Annotated in this window: 20 protein-coding genes and 1 tRNA gene; 13 read left to right on the top strand and 8 right to left on the bottom strand. The window is 71.1% G+C overall.

Annotation, left to right across the window (positions count from 1 at the left end):
• Window positions 1-137 precede the first annotated feature (137 nt).
• The gene (locus WCE37_RS05750) at window positions 138-1,415 is read right to left on the bottom strand and encodes an MFS transporter (protein WP_343278512.1); all 1,278 of its coding nucleotides are present in this window, start codon (window positions 1,413-1,415) and stop codon (window positions 138-140) included.
• A gap of 81 nt (window positions 1,416-1,496) precedes the next feature.
• A tRNA-Pro gene (locus tag WCE37_RS05745) sits at window positions 1,497-1,573 on the bottom strand.
• 129 nt (window positions 1,574-1,702) lie between these two features.
• Here WCE37_RS05745 and hisS point away from each other — a divergent pair.
• From hisS to hisIE, 12 genes are all read left to right on the top strand, one after another.
• The gene (hisS, locus tag WCE37_RS05740) at window positions 1,703-3,082 is read left to right on the top strand and encodes a histidine--tRNA ligase (protein WP_343278511.1); all 1,380 of its coding nucleotides are present in this window, start codon (window positions 1,703-1,705) and stop codon (window positions 3,080-3,082) included.
• Window positions 3,079-4,980, top strand: coding sequence for an aromatic amino acid lyase (locus WCE37_RS05735; RefSeq protein WP_343278510.1), 1,902 nt, complete (start codon window positions 3,079-3,081; stop codon window positions 4,978-4,980). The genes hisS and WCE37_RS05735 overlap by 4 nt, the downstream gene beginning before the upstream one ends.
• Window positions 4,977-5,333 carry a hypothetical protein gene (locus tag WCE37_RS05730; RefSeq protein WP_343278509.1) on the top strand — a complete coding sequence of 119 codons (357 nt, stop codon included), beginning with the start codon at window positions 4,977-4,979 and terminating at the stop codon, window positions 5,331-5,333. Before WCE37_RS05735 ends, WCE37_RS05730 begins: the two co-directional genes overlap by 4 nt.
• A 205-nt stretch (window positions 5,334-5,538) precedes the next feature.
• Entirely contained in the window at window positions 5,539-5,862 is a 324-nt protein-coding gene (locus WCE37_RS05725; protein ID WP_343278508.1) for a YerC/YecD family TrpR-related protein, read from the top strand.
• A gap of 12 nt (window positions 5,863-5,874) precedes the next feature.
• Window positions 5,875-6,789 (top strand): ATP phosphoribosyltransferase, encoded by a 915-nt coding sequence (hisG, locus tag WCE37_RS05720; protein WP_343278507.1) that lies wholly within the window; start codon window positions 5,875-5,877, stop codon window positions 6,787-6,789.
• A complete protein-coding gene (hisD, locus tag WCE37_RS05715; RefSeq protein WP_343278506.1) occupies window positions 6,786-8,081 on the top strand; it encodes a histidinol dehydrogenase in 1,296 nt (431 codons plus the stop codon). The genes hisG and hisD overlap by 4 nt, the downstream gene beginning before the upstream one ends.
• Window positions 8,078-9,157 (top strand): histidinol-phosphate transaminase, encoded by a 1,080-nt coding sequence (gene hisC / locus WCE37_RS05710; RefSeq protein WP_343278505.1) that lies wholly within the window; start codon window positions 8,078-8,080, stop codon window positions 9,155-9,157. Before hisD ends, hisC begins: the two co-directional genes overlap by 4 nt.
• Window positions 9,154-10,224, top strand: coding sequence for a bifunctional histidinol-phosphatase/imidazoleglycerol-phosphate dehydratase HisB (gene hisB / locus WCE37_RS05705; protein ID WP_343278504.1), 1,071 nt, complete (start codon window positions 9,154-9,156; stop codon window positions 10,222-10,224). The genes hisC and hisB overlap by 4 nt, the downstream gene beginning before the upstream one ends.
• Window positions 10,221-10,820, top strand: coding sequence for an imidazole glycerol phosphate synthase subunit HisH (hisH, locus tag WCE37_RS05700; protein ID WP_343278503.1), 600 nt, complete (start codon window positions 10,221-10,223; stop codon window positions 10,818-10,820). Before hisB ends, hisH begins: the two co-directional genes overlap by 4 nt.
• On the top strand, window positions 10,817-11,602 hold the full coding sequence (locus WCE37_RS05695) for a HisA/HisF-related TIM barrel protein (protein WP_343276001.1): 786 nt from the start codon (window positions 10,817-10,819) through the stop codon (window positions 11,600-11,602). Before hisH ends, WCE37_RS05695 begins: the two co-directional genes overlap by 4 nt.
• On the top strand, window positions 11,596-12,369 hold the full coding sequence (hisF, locus tag WCE37_RS05690) for an imidazole glycerol phosphate synthase subunit HisF (protein WP_343278502.1): 774 nt from the start codon (window positions 11,596-11,598) through the stop codon (window positions 12,367-12,369). Before WCE37_RS05695 ends, hisF begins: the two co-directional genes overlap by 7 nt.
• Window positions 12,362-12,967: a bifunctional phosphoribosyl-AMP cyclohydrolase/phosphoribosyl-ATP diphosphatase HisIE gene (gene hisIE, locus WCE37_RS05685; RefSeq protein ID WP_343278501.1), complete on the top strand. Its 606-nt coding sequence runs from the start codon at window positions 12,362-12,364 to the stop codon at window positions 12,965-12,967. The genes hisF and hisIE overlap by 8 nt, the downstream gene beginning before the upstream one ends.
• A gap of 40 nt (window positions 12,968-13,007) precedes the next feature.
• Here hisIE and WCE37_RS05680 read toward each other — a convergent pair whose 3' ends face one another.
• Window positions 13,008-14,834: a diguanylate cyclase gene (locus WCE37_RS05680; protein ID WP_343278500.1), complete on the bottom strand. Its 1,827-nt coding sequence runs from the start codon at window positions 14,832-14,834 to the stop codon at window positions 13,008-13,010.
• Between the two features lie 152 nt (window positions 14,835-14,986).
• On the opposite strand from WCE37_RS05680, the gene WCE37_RS05675 reads away from it, so the two are divergent.
• Entirely contained in the window at window positions 14,987-16,555 is a 1,569-nt protein-coding gene (locus WCE37_RS05675) for a calcineurin-like phosphoesterase C-terminal domain-containing protein (protein WP_343278499.1), read from the top strand.
• 42 nt (window positions 16,556-16,597) lie between these two features.
• On the opposite strand, the gene mtnC is transcribed toward WCE37_RS05675, so the two are convergent.
• The 5 genes from mtnC to nhaC all read right to left on the bottom strand — a co-directional run bounded on the left by mtnC (window position 16,598) and on the right by nhaC (window position 21,552).
• Window positions 16,598-17,293 (bottom strand): acireductone synthase, encoded by a 696-nt coding sequence (gene mtnC, locus WCE37_RS05670; protein WP_343278498.1) that lies wholly within the window; start codon window positions 17,291-17,293, stop codon window positions 16,598-16,600.
• Between the two features lie 9 nt (window positions 17,294-17,302).
• Window positions 17,303-17,857 (bottom strand): acireductone dioxygenase, encoded by a 555-nt coding sequence (locus WCE37_RS05665; protein WP_343275995.1) that lies wholly within the window; start codon window positions 17,855-17,857, stop codon window positions 17,303-17,305.
• Window positions 17,858-17,949: 92 nt separating this feature from the next.
• Complete coding sequence (locus WCE37_RS05660; RefSeq protein ID WP_343275994.1) at window positions 17,950-18,597, bottom strand: methylthioribulose 1-phosphate dehydratase; 648 nt, start codon at window positions 18,595-18,597, stop codon at window positions 17,950-17,952.
• Window positions 18,598-18,648: 51 nt separating this feature from the next.
• Complete coding sequence (locus WCE37_RS05655; protein ID WP_343278497.1) at window positions 18,649-20,010, bottom strand: sodium-dependent transporter; 1,362 nt, start codon at window positions 20,008-20,010, stop codon at window positions 18,649-18,651.
• A gap of 36 nt (window positions 20,011-20,046) precedes the next feature.
• Window positions 20,047-21,552 (bottom strand): Na+/H+ antiporter NhaC, encoded by a 1,506-nt coding sequence (gene nhaC / locus WCE37_RS05650; protein WP_343278496.1) that lies wholly within the window; start codon window positions 21,550-21,552, stop codon window positions 20,047-20,049.
• Between the last annotated feature and the right edge of the window lie 201 nt (window positions 21,553-21,753).

Below are 21,753 nucleotides of genomic sequence, written 5' to 3'. Positions count from 1 at the left end.
GACGAACCGCGCGATATGCCGATGCAAGTGATGGCCGGAGCGGCTGGGGAAGCTCGCTGGCCCCGGGGCCGGGTGAAGCATTCGGTATGGGTGGCCGCAAGACCCGTGCCAGATGCGTCCCGGCAAGATGCGGGGTCTCAGCGTGCTTGCTGGCCCGGCATGTCCTCGAGATGGCGCGGCTTGCAGGCCTGCCAGGCGCCGAGCAGCATCACGATCACGCTCGCAGCCAGCATCGCGAACGGCCACGCCAGGCCAGCGGTGGCGTCCTTCAGGATGCCGAACAGCAGCGGCCCGAGGCAGGCCAGCGTGTAGCCCACGCCCTGGGTGAAGCCCGAGAGCGCCGCCGACCCTGCCGGCGTGCGCGTGCGCAGGTTGATCAGGGTCAGGCCGAGCGGGAAGGTGCAGCCGCCGATGCCCACCAGTGTGGCCCACAGCCACGGGGCCGCCATCGGCGCTGCCCACAGTCCGGCGAACCCGGCGAACTGCGCCGCGGCGCAGCCGAGCGCGAGCACGAAAGTGTTGGGCATGCGCACGGCGAGCGCCGGCACCACCAGGCCCCCAAGCAGGCTGAAGCCGGTGTACAGCGCAACCATCGCGCCGCCGAAGGCCGGCGAGGCGCCGGCGTCGGTGAAGATCCGCGGCATCCAGGTGAACATGGCGTAGGTCGCCAGCGAGGTCATGCCGAACATCAGCGCCATGCCCCAGCCCAGCGATGTGTGCCAGACGCGGCTGCGCGACGCGGGCGTGGACTCGAGGTCGGTGGCACCCGCCGCGGGGATTTCGTCGTCGTCGTCGTCCGTGTCGGTGGCGGCTTCCGGTCCCGCGTCTGTTCCCCGGCGCAGCAATGCCAGCCACGGCAGCATCGCCACCAGTGCCGTCAGCGCCCACGCGCCCATCGACAGGCGCCAGCCGAAGGCGTTGGCCAGCGGCACCGCGAGCAACGCGGCCATGATGGTGCCCGCCTGCAGGGCAGTGATGTAGACCACGCTCAGCGTGCCGATGCGGTGCGGGAACCAGCGCTTCACCAGCGGCGGCAGCACCACGTTGCCGATACCCATGCCCGCCAGCGCCAGCAGCGAACCGCCGATGAGCAGGGGCATGCCGCCGGCCAGTGAGCGCAGCACAAGGCCGGCCGCGGCCAGCGCCATGGCCAGCAGCACGGTGCGTTCGAGTCCGATGCGGCGGGTGATCGCCGGCGTGCCGGCGCCGAAGGCCGCGAACGCCGCGGCGGGCAACATGCCGATGAAGCCGGCCATGCTGGCGCCAAAGCCGAATTCGCGGCCGACGACGTCGAGCAGCGGCGTGATCGAGGTGACTGCGGTGCGCAGGTTGAAGGCCGCCAGCGTGATGCCGGCAAGGGCCAGCAGCCAGCCGCGTGCGTGGGTGCCGCCGGTGGCGGCGGGGGAAGCCGGCATGCTGCAGTGTCCAGGCGCGCGCCCGGGAAGCGCTGAATGCAAAAAACCGGCCTTGGGGCCGGTTTATGCGTGGTCACCGAGTGGTCGGGGAGACAGGATTTGAACCTGCGACTTCTACGTCCCGAACGTAGCGCTCTACCAGGCTGAGCTACACCCCGACAGGTGAGCTGCGCATTTTAGGGACTCCGGGGCCGGAAGGGCAAGCCTTGCGTGCGCCGGCGGCCGGGGCGGCGGCGCCAGTCGCTAGAATGGCGGGCCAATCCGCATGGCCTGCACCGGAGCCCGCCTTGATCAAGCCACGCACGCCCCCGGGCGTCCTCGAACTGTTGCCGCGCGAGCAGGTCGCCTTCCAGCGCATGCTCGACACCATCCGCCGCACCTTCGAGGCCTGGGGCTTCCTGCCGGTGGAAACGCCGGTGTTCGAGCTCTCCGAGGTGCTGCTGACCAAGACCGGCGGCGAGACCGAGCGCCAGGTGTATTTCGTGCAGTCCACCGGCGCGCTTGAAAAGGCCCAGGGCGAGGGCGCGCAGGGCGTGCCGGAAATGGCGCTGCGCTTCGACCTGACGGTGCCGCTGGCGCGCTACGTCGCCGAGCACGAGCACGACCTGGCCTTCCCGTTCCGCCGCTACCAGATGCAGCGCGTGTACCGCGGCGAGCGCGCGCAGCGCGGGCGTTTCCGCGAGTTCTACCAGTGCGACATCGACGTGATCGGCAAGGACACGCTGTCGCCGCGCTTCGAGGCCGAGGTGCCGGCGGTGATCAACGCCGTGTTCGATGCGCTGGGCATCGGCGAGTTCACCATCCAGCTCAACCATCGCAAGCTGCTGCGCGGGTTCTTCGCGGGGCAGGGCATCGACGACGCGGCGCAGCCGCTGGTGCTGCGCGAGATCGACAAGCTCGACAAGCGCGGCGAAGAGGCGGTGCGCGCGACGCTTGAAGGCGAGGGCTTCGGCCTGTCGTCCGAGGTCGCCGAGCGGCTGCTGGCGTTCTCGCGGATCCGCTCGACCGGCCATGAGGATGCGCTCGCGAAGCTCGATGCGCTCGGCGCCGGTACGCCGCTGTTCGAGGAAGGGCGCGACGAACTGCGCGCGCTGCTTGGCATGCTGAAGGCGATGGGCGTGCCCGAGTCGCGCTACGCGATCAACCTTTCCATCGCGCGCGGCCTGGATTACTACACCGGCATGGTCTACGAGACCACGCTGGACGCGAACCCGGGCATCGGCTCGATCTGTTCCGGCGGCCGCTACGACGACCTGGCCGGCCACTACACGAAGTCGAAGCTGCCCGGCGTCGGCATTTCCATCGGCCTGACGCGCCTGTTCTGGCAGCTGCGCGAAGCCGGCCTGGTGGCCGCGGAGCGCAGTCCGGTGGATGTGCTGGTGGCGCTGTTCGACGACGCCGGCCTGGACGATGCGCTGGCGCTCTCGCAGCGGCTGCGCGCGGCCGGCTTGAACGTGGAAACCCAGTTCGAACCGCGCAAGCTCGGCAAGCAGTTCCAGTACGCGGACCGCGCCGGCATCCGCCACGTGGTGGTGCGCGGCGAGGACGAGGTCGCGCGCGGCGTGGCGACGCTCAAGGACCTGCTCAGCGGCGAGCAGGTCGAGGTCACGCTGGAAGGGCTTGCCGATGCGCTGCTTGCGCGATGCCGGATGGGAGACACACGATGAAGCCGGTACTGCTTGATGGACTGTCGCTGACGCGGCCGCAGCTGGTGGCCGTGGCCCACGGCGCCCAGGTGTCGCTGGACGAAGGCGCGCTGCGCGCAGTGACGCGCGCAGCGGAGTTCCTTGCCGAACAGGTGCGCCGGGAAGAACCGATCTACGGTGTGTCCACCGGCTTCGGCAGCAATGCCGACAAGCTGCTGGGCGCCCATCCGCTGCGCGACGAACTGCCGGGCGCGGCGCCGTCCGGGCGATCCCTGCACGCCGAGCTGCAGCGCAACCTGATCATCACCCACGCCGTCTGCGTCGGCGAGCCGATGTCGGCGCCGGTGGTGCGGGCGATGATGTGCATCCGCGTCAACACGCTGCTGCGCGGGCATTCCGGCATCCGCGTCGACACGCTGCAGGCGATGGCGCAGCTGCTCAACGCCGGCGTGGTGCCGGTGGTGCCGCAGCTGGGCTCGGTAGGCGCCTCGGGCGACCTGGCGCCGCTGTCGCATCTTGCGATCGTACTGCTGGGCGGCGGCGAAGCCTTCGTCGAGGGCGTACGCATGCCGGGCGCCGATGCGCTCCAGCGCGTGGGCCTGACACCGGTCGAGCTCTCCTACAAGGAAGGCCTGGCACTGAACAACGGCACCGCGCAGATGCTGGCCATGGGCGTGCTGGCGCTGGCGAAGCTGGAGGACCTGCTCGACACCGCGGACCTTGCCGCAGCGATGACGCTCGACGCCTTCGCCGGCCGCGTGGGCGCCTACGCCGAGGACGTGCACGCGCTGCGCCCTCATCCCGGCCAGGTGGCGGCCGCCGCGCAGCTGCGCGCGCTGCTGGACGGCTCGACGCTGGCCGATATCGCCTACCATCTTGTGCCGCGTTTCCGGCAGTGGTTGCCGGGCAGCTGGGATGAACCCGCCGCGCAGGCGATGCCCTTCGACATCGGTTGGGACTGGGTGCCGACCAGCCAGCGCCACGGACGCGAGAAGTTCTACCAGCGCTTCAAGCCCTTCCGCGGCGGCAAGAAGCACCAGCCGCAGGACAGCTACTCGCTGCGCTGCGTGCCGCAGGTGCACGGTGCGGTGCGCGACGCCGCGGCGCAGGCCGCGCGCGTGCTCGAGGTCGAGCTCAACGCGGTCACCGACAACCCGCTGGTGTTCCCGGACAAGGCCGCCGAACACGTCGAGGAGCAGGTCATTTCGGCGGGCCACTTCCACGGCATGCCGCTGGCGCTGGCCATGAGCTACCTGAAGGCCGCCCTCCCGGTGCTGGCTTCGATCAGCGAGCGCCGCCTCAACAAGCTGGTCGACCCGGCTACCAGCGACGGCCTGCCGGCCTTCCTGATCGGCAACGAGGACGGCACCGAGTCCGGCTTCATGATCGTGCAGTACACCGCCGCGGCCATCGTCAACGATCTCGCCAGCCGCGCGCATCCTGCCAGCGTCTACTCGGTGCCGACCAGCGCGAACGCGGAAGACCACGTATCCATGGGCGCCAACGAGGCGCGGCACGTGCTGGCCATGGCCGACGACCTGGGCAAAGTGCTGGGCCTGGAGCTCTACACCGCCGCACAGGCGCTGGACCTGCGCCGCGACATGATCAACGCCGCGCGCGACCTGGCGCGGCGCGGCGACGCGGCGGCGCTGGCGGCCAAGGTGGCGGGCGCGCCGGCGGCGGGCACGCCGGACCACGCGCGTTTCATGGAGGAGGTCGAGGCGCTGCGCGTGGAGCTTGCGGACAGCGAACCCTTCCATCCCGGCCGCGCCGTCGACGCCGCGCACGCGGTGATCCGCGGTCGCATCGCCGGCATGGAGCGCGACCGCGCGATGGACGGCGACGTGGCCGAGGCCGTGCGCCTGGTCTGCGACGGCGTGCTGCTGGCCGCCGTGCGCGGCGCGGGGCAGGGCATTTGAACCTGCCCCTGCACCTGGGCTGGCCAGGTGCACTGGAAGCGGGCCTGATCGCGCTTCTGGTCGGCCTGCTGGCCTACGCGCTGTTCCACGCCATCGGCCTGCGTGCACGCTGGCCTGAAGGACATGCGATCGGCTGGGCCTGCCTGGCCGCGATCGCGATCAGCGCCGGCATCGACACCTGGCACCTGTTCTACATGGGCGTGGTCAAGCTCGAGTCGCCGGTATACGCGCGCATCGCGCTGTCGAAGATCCATGACCCCGACGGCCTCGGCATCCGCGTGCTGATGGAAGTCATCGGCGCCCTGGCCGGTGTCGCCCTCGGCTGGATGCTGGCGGAGCGTCGCCGGGCCTGAGTCCGGCAACCGCCGCGGCAGCTTGACGCCGCCGGTCCCCTGAACCCGTTACCTGTTCCGACTGCCTGCCTGCGCGCGAGGGCGGCCACGCGCGGCCATTGCCGCCACCCCTGTGACGCTGCGTCGTGGATGCCGAGGCCAGCAGGACTTGCGCTGGCGGGATCGCCGTGCGTTAATGTAATAACGCATTAATACGTTGATCCAGATGAAGCAGCGCCCCGCCCCCGTTCCGAAGAAGGATGCCGATGCCGGCTTCAAGGCGTTGGCCGAGGCGCTTGCGGCCCTGCCGGACCCTGCCGAGGTCGCGGCGTTCCTGCGCGACCTGTGCACCCCGGCCGAACTCGAGGCCATGACCGATCGCTGGCGCGTGGTGCCGCTGCTGCTCGAGGGCGTGCCCTACCGCGAGATCCACCAGCGCACCGGCGTCAGCGTCACCACCGTGGGCCGCGTCGCCCGCACCCTGGAACACGGCGAGGGCGGCTATGCAGCCGCCGTCCGTGAGCAGTTCCCCCGCCTCGCCAGCCACTGAAGGCCCCCCACAATGAGTCCGATCTCCTCCGCGACACCGCGCGAGCGGCTGCGCATTGCCATCCAGAAGTCCGGCCGCCTCGGCGAACCGGCCCGTGCCCTGCTGGCGTCCTGCGGCCTGTCCTGGCGCGAGGGCCGCGACCGCCTGTTCTGCCACGGAGAATCGCTGCCCGTTGACCTGCTGCTGGTGCGCGACGACGACATCCCCGGCCTGATCGCCGAGGGCGTCTGCGATCTCGGCATCGTCGGGCGCAACGTGCTCGACGAGACCAATGCCGGCCGCGAGGCGCTCGGCGCGGCCGCCGCGGCGACCGAGCTGCGGCCGCTGGGCTTCGGCGAGTGCCGGCTCGACATCGCCGTCCCCGACGGCGTCGAGTGGAGCGGGCCGGCGCAGCTCTCGGGGCTGCGCATCGCCACCAGCTATCCGGCGCTCCTCAGGCAGTGGCTGGAGGCGCAGGGCATCGATGCCGGCGTGGTGACGCTGTCGGGCTCGGTCGAGATCGCGCCGCGGCTGGGCCAGGCGGACGCGGTCTGCGACCTGGTGTCGAGCGGTGCGACGCTGGCGGCCAACCGGCTGGTACCGGTGATGACCCTGCTGCGCAGCCAGGCGGTGCTGGCAGGCCCGCTGCGGCCCTTCGGTGACGCGCGCGACGAGCTTGCGCAGATGCTGCAGCGGCGCCTGGACGGTGTGTTGAAGCTGCGCGACAGCCGCCTGCTGCTGTTCCAGGCCTCGCGCAGCGCGGTACCTGGCCTGCTGGCGCTGCTGCCGGACGCCGAGCCGCCCACGGTGATGCAGGTCGACGGCAAGGACACGCTCGCGCTGCAGGCGCTGTGCCACGGCGCGATGGGCTGGCAGCGCCTGGAGGACCTGAAGCTGGCCGGTGCGCGCGGACTGATGGTGCTGCCGATCGAGAGGACGCTGGCATGAAGCGCCTGGACTGGAGCGCGCTCGATGCGCGCGGGCGCGCAGAGGCGCTGCACCGGCCGGTGCAGGACACGGCGGCGGAAGTGACCGCGACCGTGGCCGGGATCATCGATGCGGTGGTCGACGGCGGCGACGCGACCGTGCGCGAACTGGGCCGCAGGTTCGACGGCGTCGACCTCGAGGATGCCCGCGTCGGCGCGGATGCGTTCGACGCCGCGATGGCGGCCGCGCCGCAGCAGCTGCTCGCTGCGCTGCGCGCCGCCGCCTCGCGCATTGAAGCCTTCCACCGCGCCGGCATGCAGGCCGACTACGCGGTGGAGACGGCGCCGGGCGTGCGCTGCGCGCGCATGGCGCGCCCGATCCGCCGCGTCGGCCTGTACGTGCCCGCGGGCAGCGCGCCGCTGCCGTCCACGGTGCTGATGCTGGGCGTGCCGGCGCGGCTTGCGGGCTGCGCCGAGGTGGTGATGTGCACGCCGCCGCGTGCCGACGGCAGCGTCGACCCGGTGGTCCTCGTCGCTGCGAGCCTGTGCGGGATCACGCGCGTGTACCGCGTGGGTGGCGCGCAGGCGATCGCGGCGATGGCCTGCGGCACCGCGTCCATTCCCGTCTGCGACAAGCTGTTCGGGCCCGGCAATGCCTGGGTGACCGAGGCCAAGCGCCAGGTCGCGCAGCGCGGGCTGGCGTCGATCGACATGCCCGCCGGGCCGTCGGAGGTGCTGGTGGTCGCGGATGCGGGCGCGAACCCGGGCTGGGTCGCCGCCGACCTGCTGTCGCAGGCCGAGCACGGGCCGGATTCGCAGGTGCTGCTGGTGTCCGACAGCGACGCGCTGCTCGACGCCGTGGCCGACGCGATCGCCGGGCAGCTGGAGCGCCTGCCGCGTGCGGCCATCGCGCGCACGGCGCTGTCGCGCTCGCGCATGCTCAGGGTCGACGGCCTGGCGCAGGCCTTCGAGGTCAGCAACGCCTACGCGCCCGAGCACCTGATCCTCGCCCTGCGCGAACCGCGTGCATGGCTGGACCGCGTGCAGGTGGCGGGCTCGGTGTTCCTGGGCGACCACACGCCCGAGGCGCTGGGTGACTACTGCAGCGGCACCAACCACGTGCTGCCCACGGCCGGCGCCGCGGCCGCGAACAGCGGCGTGTCGGTATCGAGCTTCCAGAACTTCATCAGCGTGCAGGAGGCGACGGCCGAAGGCATCGCCGCCATCGGCCCGGACGCGCTGGCGATGGCCCGCGCCGAAGGCCTCGAGGCGCACGCCAGCGCCGTGCGCATGCGCCTGGAGCAGGCGGCATGAGCGCGCTTGGACTGCTGCGCCCGGACCTGCGCGGCTTCGCCGGCTACCGCTCCGCGCGCTCGGACGCGGCCCGCGGCGAGGTCTGGCTCAATGCCAACGAGTCGGCCTGGCCCAACGCCGCCGATCCCGCCGGGCTCTGCCAGCGCTACCCGGAGCCGCAGCCCGACGCCCTGCGCGCCGCGCTGGCAGCGCTGTATGGCTGTGCTCCGGGGCAGCTGCTGGTCGGCCGCGGGAGCGACGAGGCGATCGACCTGCTGGTGCGCGCGCTGTGCCGCCCGGGGCAGGACGCGGTGCTGGTGACGCCGCCGGTGTTCGGCATGTACGCGGTGAGCGCGCGGCTGCAGGGCGCGCGCCTGGTCGAGGTGCCACTGGAGGAGGTCGGCGGCGACTTCGTGCTCGACCCCGCCGCCGTCGTCGGCACGGCCCTGCGCTCGGGGGCGCGCATCGTCTTCCTCTGCTCGCCGTCCAATCCCACCGGTGGCCTGGTGCCGCTCGCGGACATCGAGGCCATCGCACGCGCGCTGGAGGGGCGCGCGCTGGTGGTGGTCGACGAGGCCTACGTCGAATACTCGGACCAGCCGTCGGCGGTTGCGCTGCTGCAGGGGCTTCCGAACCTGGCCGTGCTGAGGACGCTGTCCAAGGCGCATGCGCTCGCCGCGGCGCGCATCGGCTGCGTGATCGCGGACGCGGGCCTGGTCGCGGCGCTGCGCGCCTGCCAGGCGCCGTACCCCGTGCCTGCGCCCTGCGCCGCACTGGCGCTGGCCGCGCTCGCGCCCGATGCGCTCGCCGCCACGCGCGCGCGCGCGGCCGGGATCGTGGCGGCACGCGAGCCGATGCGCGCGGCGCTCGCCGCGCTTCCGGACGTGCGACGCGCGTACCCGTCACAGGGCAACTTCCTGCTGCTGCGCTTCGCGGATGCCGGTGCGGCGCTGGCGGCGTTGCTGGCTGCCGGCGTGGTCGTGCGCGACCAGCGCGGCGCACGTGGCCTCGACGACGCGCTGCGCATCACCCTGGGCACGGCCGCGGAGAACGCCCGCGTGCTCGCCGCGCTGTCGGCGCTGGAGGTGGCGGCATGAGCCCGATCCTCTTCATCGATCGCGACGGCACCCTGATCGAGGAACCGGACGACTTCCAGGTCGACGCGCTGCACAAGCTGCGCTTCTGCCGCGACGTGGTTCCCGCACTGCTGAAGCTGCGCGACGCCGGCTATGCCTTCGTCATCGTCAGCAACCAGGACGGCCTCGGCACGGCGGCGTATCCGCAGGCTGACTTCGACGGTCCGCAGGCGCTGATGCTGCACGTGTTCGAGAGCCAGGGCATCCGCTTCCGCGACATCCTCATCGACCGCAGCCTGCCGGAAGACAGCGCGCCCACCCGCAAGCCGGGCTTGGGCCTGGTGGTGCCACTGCTGCGCGACCGCGACATCGACTGGGCGCGCTCGGCGATGGTCGGCGACCGCGACACCGATATCGAGTTCGCCGGCAACCTCGGCATCCGCGGCTTCAAGCTGCGCGGACGTTTCGGCGGCGACTGGGACTGGCAGGCGATCGCGCACGCACTGGTCGACGCGCCGCGGCAGGCGCGCGTCGAGCGCGAGACGCGCGAAACCCGCATCCGCGTCGAACTCGACCTCGACGCCGCCTCGCCGCCGCGTATCCGCACCGGGCTGGCGTTCTTCGACCATATGCTCGAACAGATCGGCACCCACGGCGGGATCGCGCTGGCGGTCGACGCCGACGGCGACCTGCACGTCGACGAGCACCACACCGTGGAGGACACGGCGCTTGCGCTCGGCCAGGCGCTGCGCGAGGCGCTGGGCGACAAGCGCGGCATCGGCCGCTACGGCTTCAGCCTGCCGATGGACGATGCCCTGGCCAGCGCCGCGCTCGACTTCGGCGGCCGGCCCTGGCTGCAGTTCAACGGCACCTTCCGCCGCGAGCGCGTGGGCGACCTGCCGACCGAGCTGGTGCCGCACTTTTTCCGCTCGCTGTGCGACGCCGCCGCGATCAACCTGCACCTCGAGGTGCGCGGCGAGAACGACCACCACCAGGTAGAGGCCTGCTTCAAGGCCTTCGCGCGCGCGCTGCGCCAGGCCGTCGCGCGCACCGGCCGCGACCTGCCCAGCACCAAGGGGACCCTGTGAGCACATCCGTCACCGTGATCGACGCCGGCGGCGCCAACCTCGGCTCGGTCTGCTATGCGCTGGAGCGCCTGGGCGCGACGCCGCGCATCGTGCGCGACGCCGACGGCCTGCGCGGCGCCGTGCGCGTGATCCTGCCGGGCGTCGGCGCGGCCGCGCCGGCGATGCGCCTGCTTCGCGAGCAGGGCTTCGCCGAAGCACTGCCGGCGCTCGAGCTGCCGCTACTGGGCATCTGCCTGGGCATGCAGCTGCTGTTCGAACACTCCGAGGAGGGCGATGTCGACTGCCTCGGGCTGCTGCCGGGGGTAGTGCGCCGCATGCGGCCGGCACCCGGGCTGCGCGTGCCGCACATGGGCTGGAACCGCCTGCGCGCGCGCCGTGCCTCGCCGCTGATGGCCGGCATCGACGACGGTGCCCGCGCCTACTTCGTGCACGGCTATGCGGTGGCGCCGGGCGCCGACTGCGTGGCCGACACGGTGCACGGGTCGATATTCGCGGCGGTCGTCGAACGCGGCCGCGTGGCCGGTGCCCAGTTCCACCCCGAACGGTCGGCGACGGCCGGCGCGCGACTGCTGCGCAATTTCCTGGAGGCCGTATGAGCTTCACCGTCTATCCCGCCATCGACGTGCGCGAAGGCCGCGTGGTGCGCCTGGCGCAGGGCGACTACGCGCGCGAGTCGCGCTATCCCGCCGACCCCTTGGCGCAGGCATTGGCCTATGCCGGCCGCGGCGCGCGCTGGCTGCACCTGGTCGACCTCGACGCCGCGCGCGCGGGCGGCTACACGCTGGCGCCGCTGCTGCGCGCCATCCGCGCCGACAGCGCGCTGCAGGTGCAGACCGGCGGCGGCGTGCGCCACGAGGACGACGTCGCCGCGATCCTCGACGCCGGCGCCGCGCGCGTGGTGGTGGGCTCGCTGGCCGTGCGCGAGCGCGAGCGCGTGGCCGGCTGGATCGAACGCTTCGGCGCCGAGCGCATCGTGGTCGCGCTCGACGTGCGGCGTGGCGCCGACGGCGCGTGGCGGCCGGGCGTGCACGGCTGGACGGAGGAGGGTGCCGGGCGCCTGGAGGATCTCGCACGCTTCCATGCCGGGGCCGGGCTGCGCCACCTGCTGTGCACCGACATCGGTCGCGACGGCATGCTGGCCGGACCCAACCTCGCGCTTTACGAGTCGCTGCGGGCGTGTGCGCCGGGTCTGCAGGTGCAGGCCAGCGGCGGCGCCCGCGACGCCGCCGACGTCGCCGCCGCGCGCCGCGCCGGCTGCGCCGGGATCGTGCTCGGCAAGGCGCTGCTGGAAGGCCGCGTCGAGCTGGCCGAGGCGTTGGTCGCGGGCGCGCCCGCCACCGTCGGCCGCGACGCGGGCTTCGGGCGGCCACCATGCTGAGCCGCCGCATCATTCCCTGCCTGGACGTACGCGATGGCCGCGTGGTCAAGGGCGTGCGCTTCCGCGACCACGTCGATGCCGGCGACATCGTCGAGCTGGCCACGCTGTACGCGCGCGAAGGCGCCGACGAACTCGTGTTCTACGACATCACCGCAAGCCCCGCGGGACGCACGGTCGACCTCGCCTGGGTCGAACGCCTCGGACGCCTGCTCGACATCCCGTTCTGCGTCGCCGGTGGCATCCGCAGCGTGGCCGAGGCGCGCCGCGTGCTGCATGCCGGTGCCGACAAGGTCTCGGTCAACACGCCCGCGCTGGAGCGTCCGGCGCTGGTGTCCGAGCTGGCCGACGCCTTCGGCCGGCAGTGCGTGGTCGCCGGCGTCGATTCGCTGCGCGACGCCGACGGCCTGTGGCGGGTGCGCAGCCACACCGGCGATGCCGCCGCGATCCGCGACAACGGCCGGCGCACGCTCGACTGGATCGACGAGCTGCAGGCGCTGGGCGCGGGCGAGATCGTCCTCAACTGCATGGGCAGCGACGGTGTGCGCAGCGGCTACGACATCGTGCAGCTGCGCGCGGCGCGCGCGCACTGCGAGGTGCCGCTGGTGGCCTCCGGCGGCGCCGGCGCGGTCGAGCACTTCGCCGCGGTGTTCGAACAGGCGGACGTGGACGGGGCGCTCGCCGCGAGCGTCTTCCACTCCGGCGACGTCCGGATCCCCGAGCTCAAGCGCGGGCTGCGCGCCCGCGGAATCGAGGTGCGCGATGACTGAAGCGCTCGCAATGCCGACGCTCGACTGGGCCAAGCAGGGCGGCCTGGTGCCGGCCGTGGTGCAGGATGCGGCCAGCCACCGCGTGCTGATGCTCGGCTACATGACTCCCGAGTCGCTGCAACGCACCCTCACCACCGGCCTGGCCACCTTCCACAGCCGCAGCCGGCAGCGGCTCTGGACCAAGGGAGAGACCAGCGGCCACCACCTGCGCGTGGTCGCGCTGGAAGCCGACTGCGATGCCGACGCGCTGCTGCTGCGCGTAGTGCCGGCGGGCCCCACCTGCCACCTCGGCCGCACCAGCTGCTTTCCCGGCGCCGCCGGCAGCGAACTGGGCGCGCTGGATGCCGTGGTCGCCGAGCGCGCAGGCACGATGCCCGCCGGTCATTACACAACCAGGCTGCTCGCCGCCGGCGTCCGCCGCGTGGCGCAGAAGGTCGGCGAGGAAGGCGTGGAGACCGCGCTCGCCGCCGTGGCCCAGGACGACGCCGCGCTGCTGGGCGAGGCCGCCGACCTGGCCTACCACCTGCTGGTGCTGCTGCGCGCGCGCGGCCTGGGCCTGGCCGACGTCGAGCGCGTGCTGGCGGACCGCGCCGGCTGAGGCACCGCCGTCGCGGCGGCCGCGTGCAGGCGCGGCTCGCTCAGGCCGCCGAAATCGAGGTCCGCACGCAGTCGCGGCCGTTGGCCTTGGCCGCGTACAGCGCCTGGTCGGCGACCTGCAGCGCGTCGTCGATGTCGTCGATTGTGCCCGGGACCACGGTGTGCACTCCCACGCTGCCGGAAGTGCGCACGCTCGGGCCCTGCTGCGACTTGCAGGGCGTGGAGGAAATCGCGCGCCGCACCTCTTCCGCCACGGCCACCGCCGCGCGCAGGTCGGTGCCGGGCAGCACGATCACGAATTCCTCGCCGCCGAATCGCGCCAGCAGCGCCTCGTATGGCCGCAGCGCCTTGCCGATCCGCTGCGCCGCGGCGCGCAACACGTCATCGCCGACCAGGTGGCCGTGTTCATCGTTGATGGTCTTGAAGAAGTCCAGGTCGACCATCAGCAGCGACAGCGGCTGCCGGTCCCGGTTGCAGGCCACCAGCAGGCGTTCGAAGGCATCGTGGAAGTGCGAGCGGTTGTACAGGCCGGTCAGGCCATCGCGGCGCGAGGACTCGCGCAGGCGCGAATGGGCCTGCTCCAGCTGGTCGAGCGTGCTGCGCAGTTCGCGCGTCCGCTTGGCCACCGTGTGCTCAAGCTGCACGTTGGCCTGGCTGACGATGCGTTCGTTCTCGTTGCGCAGGGAGGCATAGCGGTAGCTGAGCGCGACCGAGAGGAACAGCATCTCCAGCGCCGAGCCGATCTGCACGCCGTATTCGGTGTAGAAGGTCTTCGGGATCACCCCGAAGGCGACCAGGGTGAAGACCGCCGTGCCGGCGAGGAACATCGACCACGACAGTAGGAACAGGCGCGCCGGCCGGTAGCCCTTGCGCAGCGCCACCACGCTGACCACGGTGATCCAGACGATGCTGGCCAATACCGCCAGCGACACCGCCGGGGTGATCAGGCGGTAGGGCACGAACACCGCCGCGATGCCAAAGCCGGCGAAGGCGGCAATGGCGATCATGCTCACCCGGTTACCCGCCGGCCAGCGGTCGCCCAGGCCCAGGAACACGCGCGCGAACTGGTGCATGCCGATCAGCGCCAGGCTGATCGACAGCGGCACCGACTTGTCGGCCAGCCAGATATTGTTGGGCCACAGGTATTCGAAGCCCAGGCCGTTGAGGCAGAACAGGACCAGGCCGAAGGCGCTGATGTGGAACAGGTACCAGAAGTAGCTGGCGTCACGCAGCACCAGCCACAGCACCAGGTTGTAGAAGAACAGCGCCAGCAGGATGCCGTAATACAGGCCGATCGCCAGCTGCGCATCGCGCGAGAGCTCGGTGAACGCGCCGGGCGTGTAGAGCACCAGCGGCACCTGCATCGAACTCTGGCTCTGCACCCGGAACAGGATGTCCACCGGCTGGCCGGCCGGCAGGTCGAGCAGGAAGTTGGGATGCCGGTAGCGGATCGCGCGTTCGCCGAAGGGCAGGGTGTCGCCGCCGGCCTGGTGTTCGACGCGGCCGTCGGGGTAGCGCAGGTAGACGTCGAGGCGGTCGCTCAGCGGATAGGTCTGCACCATCAGCCAGCGAGGTTCGCCCGGATTGCGGTTGACCACGCGCGCATGGACCCAGAACGCGCCGTCCTGGAAGCCGAAAGCCGGGTTGCCGCCGGGCAGCGGTTCGAAGCCACCGGCGTCAAGCGTTCGCCATGCGTCGGCGAGGGTGTCCGTCGCGGCGGAGTCATGGCGATAGGTGACATGGGCCGAGAGCGCGATCTCGCGGGTGTCGGCGGAGAGTTCGATCACGCCGGCGGCGCTGGCGCTGCAGGGCAGGGCGCAGGAAGCCAGCAGCGCCAGCAGCGCCAGCAGCACGGCGGTTCGTGTCATCCCCGAAACCACGACGTTCATCCAGACGTCCCCTCTACCGCGTCCATGGCCGCAACGGAAACCATCGCAGGCCAATCATATGCCTGCACGACCTCGCAGGGTAAACGGGGCGCAGCGGCATAATGGGCCATCCCGATCAGCCAGGTGTATTGATGCAAATGATCCGATGCCTCGTCGCGACGCTGCTGATTCTGGCCGCCGGAGCAGCCGGCGCGGCGCAGTGGCAGGGGCGGGTCTTCGATGATCGCGATGGCGACGGCATTGCCGGTGCAGGCGAATCGGGCATCGCGGGGGTCATCGTGTCCGATGGCAGGTCGCTGGCGCGGACCGATGGCGAAGGCCGCTACCGCCTGGATGCGCAGGATGGCGCGCCGGTGTTCGTGGTCAAGCCCGCCGGCTGGCGCATGCCGCTGCGCGCCGACGGGCTGCCCGCGGCCTGGCGCGCGCCGCAGCCCGGACCCGGCCTGCGGCAGGGCGATTTCGCACTGCTGCGCGATACCGGCACGGATGCTGAAACGCTGTCGGTACTGCTGTTCGCGGATCCGCAGGTGAAGTCGGTGGCCGACGTCGACTACTACGCGCGCGACATCGTCGCGCCGCTGCTGGCTGGCGATGCGCATGGCGCCGATTTCGGCATCAGCCTCGGCGACATCGTCGACGACGTGGTCGATCTGTACCCGGCGATCAACGCCGTGACCACGCGCCTGGGCCTGCCGTGGCTGCACGTCCCGGGCAACCACGACATCGATCCGGATGCGCAGGGCGACGACGCCTCGCTGTCGGCGTTCCGCGCCAGCTACGGCCCCGACACCTTCGCCTGGGAAGCCGGCGCGGCGAGCTTCGTCGTGCTTGATGACGTGGTGCAGCTTCCGGGCGAGCGGCCGGGCTATGTCGGCGGCCTGCGCGAAGACCAGTTCGAGTTCCTCGAAGCGTGGCTGCCAACCGTGCCGAAGGATCGCCTGCTGGTGCTGGGCGTGCACATCCCGCTGTTCGATACCGCCGCCCCCGGCCGCGCGGAGACCTTCCGCAGCGCCGACCGCGAGCGCCTGTTCGTGCTGCTGCAGCCGTTCCCGAAGCTGCTGGTGCTCAGCGGCCACCGCCATACGCAGCGGCACCACCGCCACGGCGCCGCCGATGGCTGGCACGGCACGACGCCGCTGCACGAGTTCAACGTCGGTGCCGCCAGCGGCGCGTTCTGGTCGGGCGCACCCGATGCCGAAGGCATCCCCGACGCGACCATGGCCGACGGCACGCCCAACGGCCACGCCCGGCTCGAGGTCGATGCCGACGGCGGCTACCGACTGTCATGGCATCCGGCGCGCCTCCCGGCCGATGACCCCGCGCGCACGCAGGCCATGCACCTGCACGCGCCGCGCGTGCTGCGGCAGGGCGCGTACCCGGCATGGGCGGTGTACGCCAACGTCTATATGGGCGAGGCGGACACGCGCGTGGAATACCGGGTGGACGAAGGCGAGTGGCATGCGATGGCACGCGCTGAACGGCCTGACCCCTGGCTCCTGGCCGAGAACGCACGCGACGATGCCGCGCCCGCGCTGCGCGGCCATGACCGCTCGCCGGAAGCCGAGCCGTCCGTGCACCTCTGGCGCGGCGCGCTGCCGACCGACCTTGCGCCGGGTGAGCATCGCATCGAGGTCCGCGCGTTCGACCGCTGGCACGGCGAGCAGCGCGCCAGCACCGCGTACCGCCTGGACGCCGGCTGAGTCGCCGTCGCGGGCTGCCGGGTCGGCGCCCGCGGAGATGGCTCAGGCGGCGTCGATGGCGGCGAAGGATTCCACCCGCGGGTGGCCGTTGGCGGCTTCGCCGGTGCGCGGCTCCGGGTAGTCTTCGCGGCGGTCCACCAGCACCGTGCGCAGGCCCGCATCGCGCGCGGCGTCCAGCTCTTCGACGACATCCGACAGGAACACGATGTCGCCCGGCTCGCGGCGCAGTTGGCCGGCGATGTTCGCGTAGCTCGCGGCCTGGCGCTTGCCGCCGACCGCGGTGTCGAAGAAGGCCGAGAACAGCGGACGCAGGTCGCCGGCGTCGGAGTACCCGAAAAACAGATGCTGCGCCGGCACCGAGCCCGAGGAGTACACCGCCAGCGGATGGCCCGCCGCGTGCCACGCGCGCAGCGCCTCGACCGCGTCCGGATACACGTGCGCGGTGAAGTCGGCGTTGCGATAGCCGTCGCTCCACATCAGCCCCTGCAGCGCCTTGAGCGCGGTGTGCTTGCGGTCCTCGTCGATCCAGCCCTGCAGCACCTCGACGATCATCGCGTCATCGCACATGGCGCCGTGCTCGGTCGCGACCTCGTCCAGCCAGCGCCGCAATTCGGGATTCTTGCCGTGCTCGCGCACGAAGCGCGGCAGCTCGCGGCGCGCATAGGGAAACAGCACGTCGCGCACGAACGAGATGCTGCCGGCGGTGCCTTCGATGTCGGTGAGGATGGTGGTTTTCATAAGGGCTTTTCAGCGCGCGGACTTTTCGTAGCGCGGGAACTTCCGGGCGATGTCGGTGCCGGTGAAGTGGCCGACCCAGCCGTCGGGCTGCTGGAAGAAGCGGATGGCGACGAATTCGGGCTCCGGGCCCATGTCGAACCAGTGCGTGGTGCCGTCGGGTACGGCGATCAGGTCGTTCCTGACGCACTCGATCTCGTACACGCGCTCGTCCACGTGCAACACGAACAGGCCCGAGCCGGCGACGAAGAAGCGGACTTCGTCTTCCTTGTGGAAGTGTTCGTCGAGGAAGGTCTTGCGCATCTCGTCGCGCTTCGGGTTGTCCGGCGCGATGCTGACCACGTCGACCGTGGTGAAGCCGCGTTCGGCGCTGATGCGGTCGATGTCGGCTCGGTAGGCGGCCAGGACCTCGTCCTGCGATGCGCCGGCGGCGATCGGCCGGTTGGCCTGCCAGCGCTCGAAGGTGACGCCGATGGCGCCGAGTTCGCGGGCGATGGCATCGCCGTCGGAGGTGTCGAGAAGGGCGGCGCCGGGGGCGTCGTCGGCGAAGATGCGCAGGCGGCTCATGGCGGATCTCCAGTGTGGGCGGGCCAGCGTAGCAGCCGATGCGAATGGCGTGGTTGCGTGTGCGGAACGCTGTGCGCCGGGCGTGCGCCCGCTCAGTGGCCCAGCGTCAGCCGGCGCAGCTCGAGCTCGCAGCCGAGCAGGAATTCGAAGGCTTCCAGGTGGCGGCGCGCCTCGGCCATGTCGCGGCCCCAGGCGTACAGGCCATGGCCATCGATCAGGTAGCCCCACATCGGACCGCGGTCGAGCAGGGCGTCGACCTGGGCGGCCAGCGTGGGCATGTCCTGCGAATTGGGCAGCACCGGGACATCGATGGCCGCCTCGTGGGTGGCATTGCCGCGGAAGGCCTTGAGCAGCTCGTAGCCCTCCAGCCGCACGTGGCCAGTGCCGGCGAACAGCCGCGAGGCGATGGTCTGTGCACGCGAATGGGTGTGCAATACGCAGCCGACTTCGGGGAAGCGGGCGTACAGCTGCGTGTGCAGCAGGGTCTCGGCCGAGGGCCGGTGGTCGCTGCCCACTGCGCGGCCGTCGAAGTCGACGACCATGATGTCGCCCTCGTTGAGTCGGCCCTTGTCGCGACCCGAGATGGTGATCGCGGCGTGGCGATCATCCAGGCGCTGCGAGAAGTTGCTGCTGGTCGCCGGGGTCCAGCCGGCGCGGGCCAGCTCGCGGATATTGACGATGAGTTCGCCCGCGAGTTCGCGCAGGCGATGGCTGTCGTAGGGCATGGCGTGCTGGTTCATGCGGAGATTCTAGCCGACCCCCGGCCAGGGCCCGTGCACGATGCCGGCGGGTCAGAACACCGCGCTGACCAGCACCGCCAGCACCAGCAGCGGTGCGACGATGCGCAGCAGCCAGCGCCAGGCGGTGAACAGGGCATCGGGCAGCTCCGAAAGCTGCTCGCGCAGGATGGTCAGGTTCAGCGCCCAGCCCGTGAACAGCGCGATCAGCAGGCCGCCGAGCGGCAGCATCAGGTCGTTGGCCACCAGTTCGATGAAGTCCATGATGTTGCGGTCGAAGATGCGGACCTCCGACCAGAGGTTGAGCGACAGGACCGAAAGCAGGCCCAGCAGCCAGCACAGGCCGGCCATCGACAACGCAGCCACCTTGCGACGCCTGACGCCGAACCTCTCGACCATGAACGCGGTGGCGGGTTCCAGCAGCGAGATCGATGACGTCCACGCCGCCACCGCTAGCAGGCCGAAGAACAGCAGGCCGTACACCGCGCCCATCGACATGGCCTCGAACGCTAGCGGCAGCGAGGTGAAAATCAGGCCGGGACCGCCGCCGGCGGGTTCGAGGCCGAACGACAGCACGACCGGGAAGATCGCCATGCCCGCCAACAGCGCCACGGTGGTATCGGTCAGCGCCACCGCGATGCCGACGCGCGGGATCGATATTCCCTCGCGGGGCAGGTAGGCGCCGTAGGTCATCATCGTGCACATGCCGAGGCTCAGCGAGAAGAACGCCTGGCCCATGGCACGCAGGAACACGTTGCCGTCGATCTGGGACCAGTCGGGTCGGAACAGGAACGACAGTGACTGGCCCATGTAGCCCGTGCTGATGCCGTAGCCCACCAGCGCCAGCAGCAGCAGGAACAGCGCCGGCATCAGGAAGCGCACCGCGCGTTCGAGGCCTTTTTCCACGCCCAGCGCCACGACCGCGACGGTCAGCAGCATGAACAGCCCGTGCCAGAACGTCAGCTCCAGCGGGCTGGCCAGCAGGGCGGTGAACGTCGCGCCCGGGTCGGTGATGCCGGTGCCACCGAACAGCTGCTTGAGATAGAGCCATGCGTAGTGCAGCGTCCAGCCGGCGACCACGCTGTAGAAGCTCAGGATCAGGATGCCGGCGACGATGCCGATCCAGCCGATACCGACCCACGCCTTGCTGACACCGGTATCGCGAACCACTCCCCTCAGCGTATTGATCGGGCTCATGCGGCCGTGGCGGCCGATCAGGATTTCCGCCATGAGGATCGGCAGGCCCACCACCGCGATGCATCCCAGGTAGACCAGGACGAACGCACCGCCCCCGTTGTCGGAGGTCATGTACGGAAACCGCCAGATGTTCCCGAGACCGACCGCGGAACCGGTGGCGGCAAGGATGAACGTCAGGCGGGAAGACCACATGCCGTGGATGGAAGTTGTCTTGTCCATGGGCGAATCCGGAAAAGTCGAATGACGCGTGGCCTGTCAGCCGCGAGTCGGGAGGGTGTCTGCCGCCGCAGGCGCGTCCGTCGCGGCCGGGGCGGCGGCCGGCAGCCGCAGGATCCTGAAGCCCGCATAGGCCAGGACAAGCGCGACCAGCGGACTGACCAGGTTGAAGAACGCGTAGGGCAGGTAGTCGAGCGTGGCGACGCCGAGGGTCGCGGCCATGTAGGCGCCGCAGGTGTTCCAGGGAATAAGAGGCGAGGTCATCGTGCCCGCGTCTTCGAGGGCGCGCGACAGGTTCACCGGCGCCAGCCCGCGCCTGCGGTATTCGGGTTGGAACAGGCGCCCGGTCAGCACGATCGACATGTACTGGTCGGCCGTCACCACGTTGGCGCCAAACGCCGTGGCCAGGGTGGCGGCGATCAGCGAGCCCGTCGAGCGCGCCGCCTTCAGCACGCTGCGGATCATGCGCTCCAGCAGCCCGGTCCGCTCCATGACCGCGCCGAAACCCATCGCGCAGACCACCAGCCACACCGTGTTGAGCATGCTCGCCATGCCGCCGCGGCTCAGCAGCTCGTCGAGCGCGGCATTGCCGGTCGCGGCCTGGTAGCCGTTGAACATCGCTTTCCACGCGCCCGAGAGCAGTGCCATCGGCCGCGCCAGGTCCTGGTTGCCCGCCAGCGCGATGACGGTGTCGGGCTGGAACACCACTGCGGACACGGCGCCCAGCAGCGCGCCGATCATGATCGTAGGGAACGCAGGGAAGCGCATGATCGCCAGCGCGAAGACCACCAGCATCGGCAGCAGCAGGTACCAGCCCAGCGTGAATCGCGCATCAAGCAGGGCGGGCAGATCGCCGAAGGCGGCGCCGGCGCCATCGCCGCGGGCCCCGAAGCCGACCACGGTGAACAGCACCAGGGCGATGACGATGCTGGGGCCCGTGGTCCAGGTCATGTGCCGGATGTGCGCGAACAGCTCGCTGCCCGCGGCCGCCGGTGCGATGTTGGTGGTGTCCGACAGCGGCGACATCTTGTCGCCGAAATAGGCGCCGGAGATCACCGCGCCCGCAGTGATCGGCAACGACATGTCGAGCCCCTGCGCCACGCCGATCAGGGCCACGCCCAGCGTGCCGGCGACCGTCCAGGAGCTGCCGATCGTCAACGCGACGAGCGCGCAGATCAGGCACGTGGCCGGGTAGAAATACGAGGGGTGCAGGAGCTTCATCCCGTACACGATCATCGTCGGCACCGTGCCGCTGAGGATCCAGGTGCCGATCAGCGCGCCCACCGCCAGCAGGATGAAGATCGGCACCACCGCCAGCGAGACACCGGTCACCAGCGCGTCCTGGATTTCGTCCCACAGGACGCCATTGCGCAGGCCGATGACCGCCGCGATGCCGGCCGCCAGCAGCAGGGAAATCTGGTTGGCGCCGTAGGAGGCATCGTCCCTGTACAGGTACACCGCCAGCCCCAGGGCAACCGACAGGAACAGCAGCGGCAGCAGCGCCTGCCACAGCGATGGCTCGCGCAAGGGGCGGCGTGCGTTCATGCGCGCCGGGTCGCCCGGTGGCTGGCGCGGATCCCGCCGCTGCGCGGCAGCGACATGCGCGAAGAGCCCCCGTGCGGTTGCCCGCGGGGGTGGTGACGCTTGCTACGGCTCAAGGGACCCCCTGTCTGGCGATGGCAACGCTGCCGTACCTTGCCAAAGCGCTTGAGCGCGCACAAGCGGCAGTGCAGCGCGAAGCCTCGG

It is taken from the genome of Luteimonas sp. MJ250 (assembly GCF_039548455.1).
In the GTDB taxonomy this organism is placed as follows: Bacteria; Pseudomonadota; Gammaproteobacteria; order Xanthomonadales; family Xanthomonadaceae; genus Luteimonas.
This window is presented reverse-complemented; position numbering and strand designations above follow the sequence as displayed.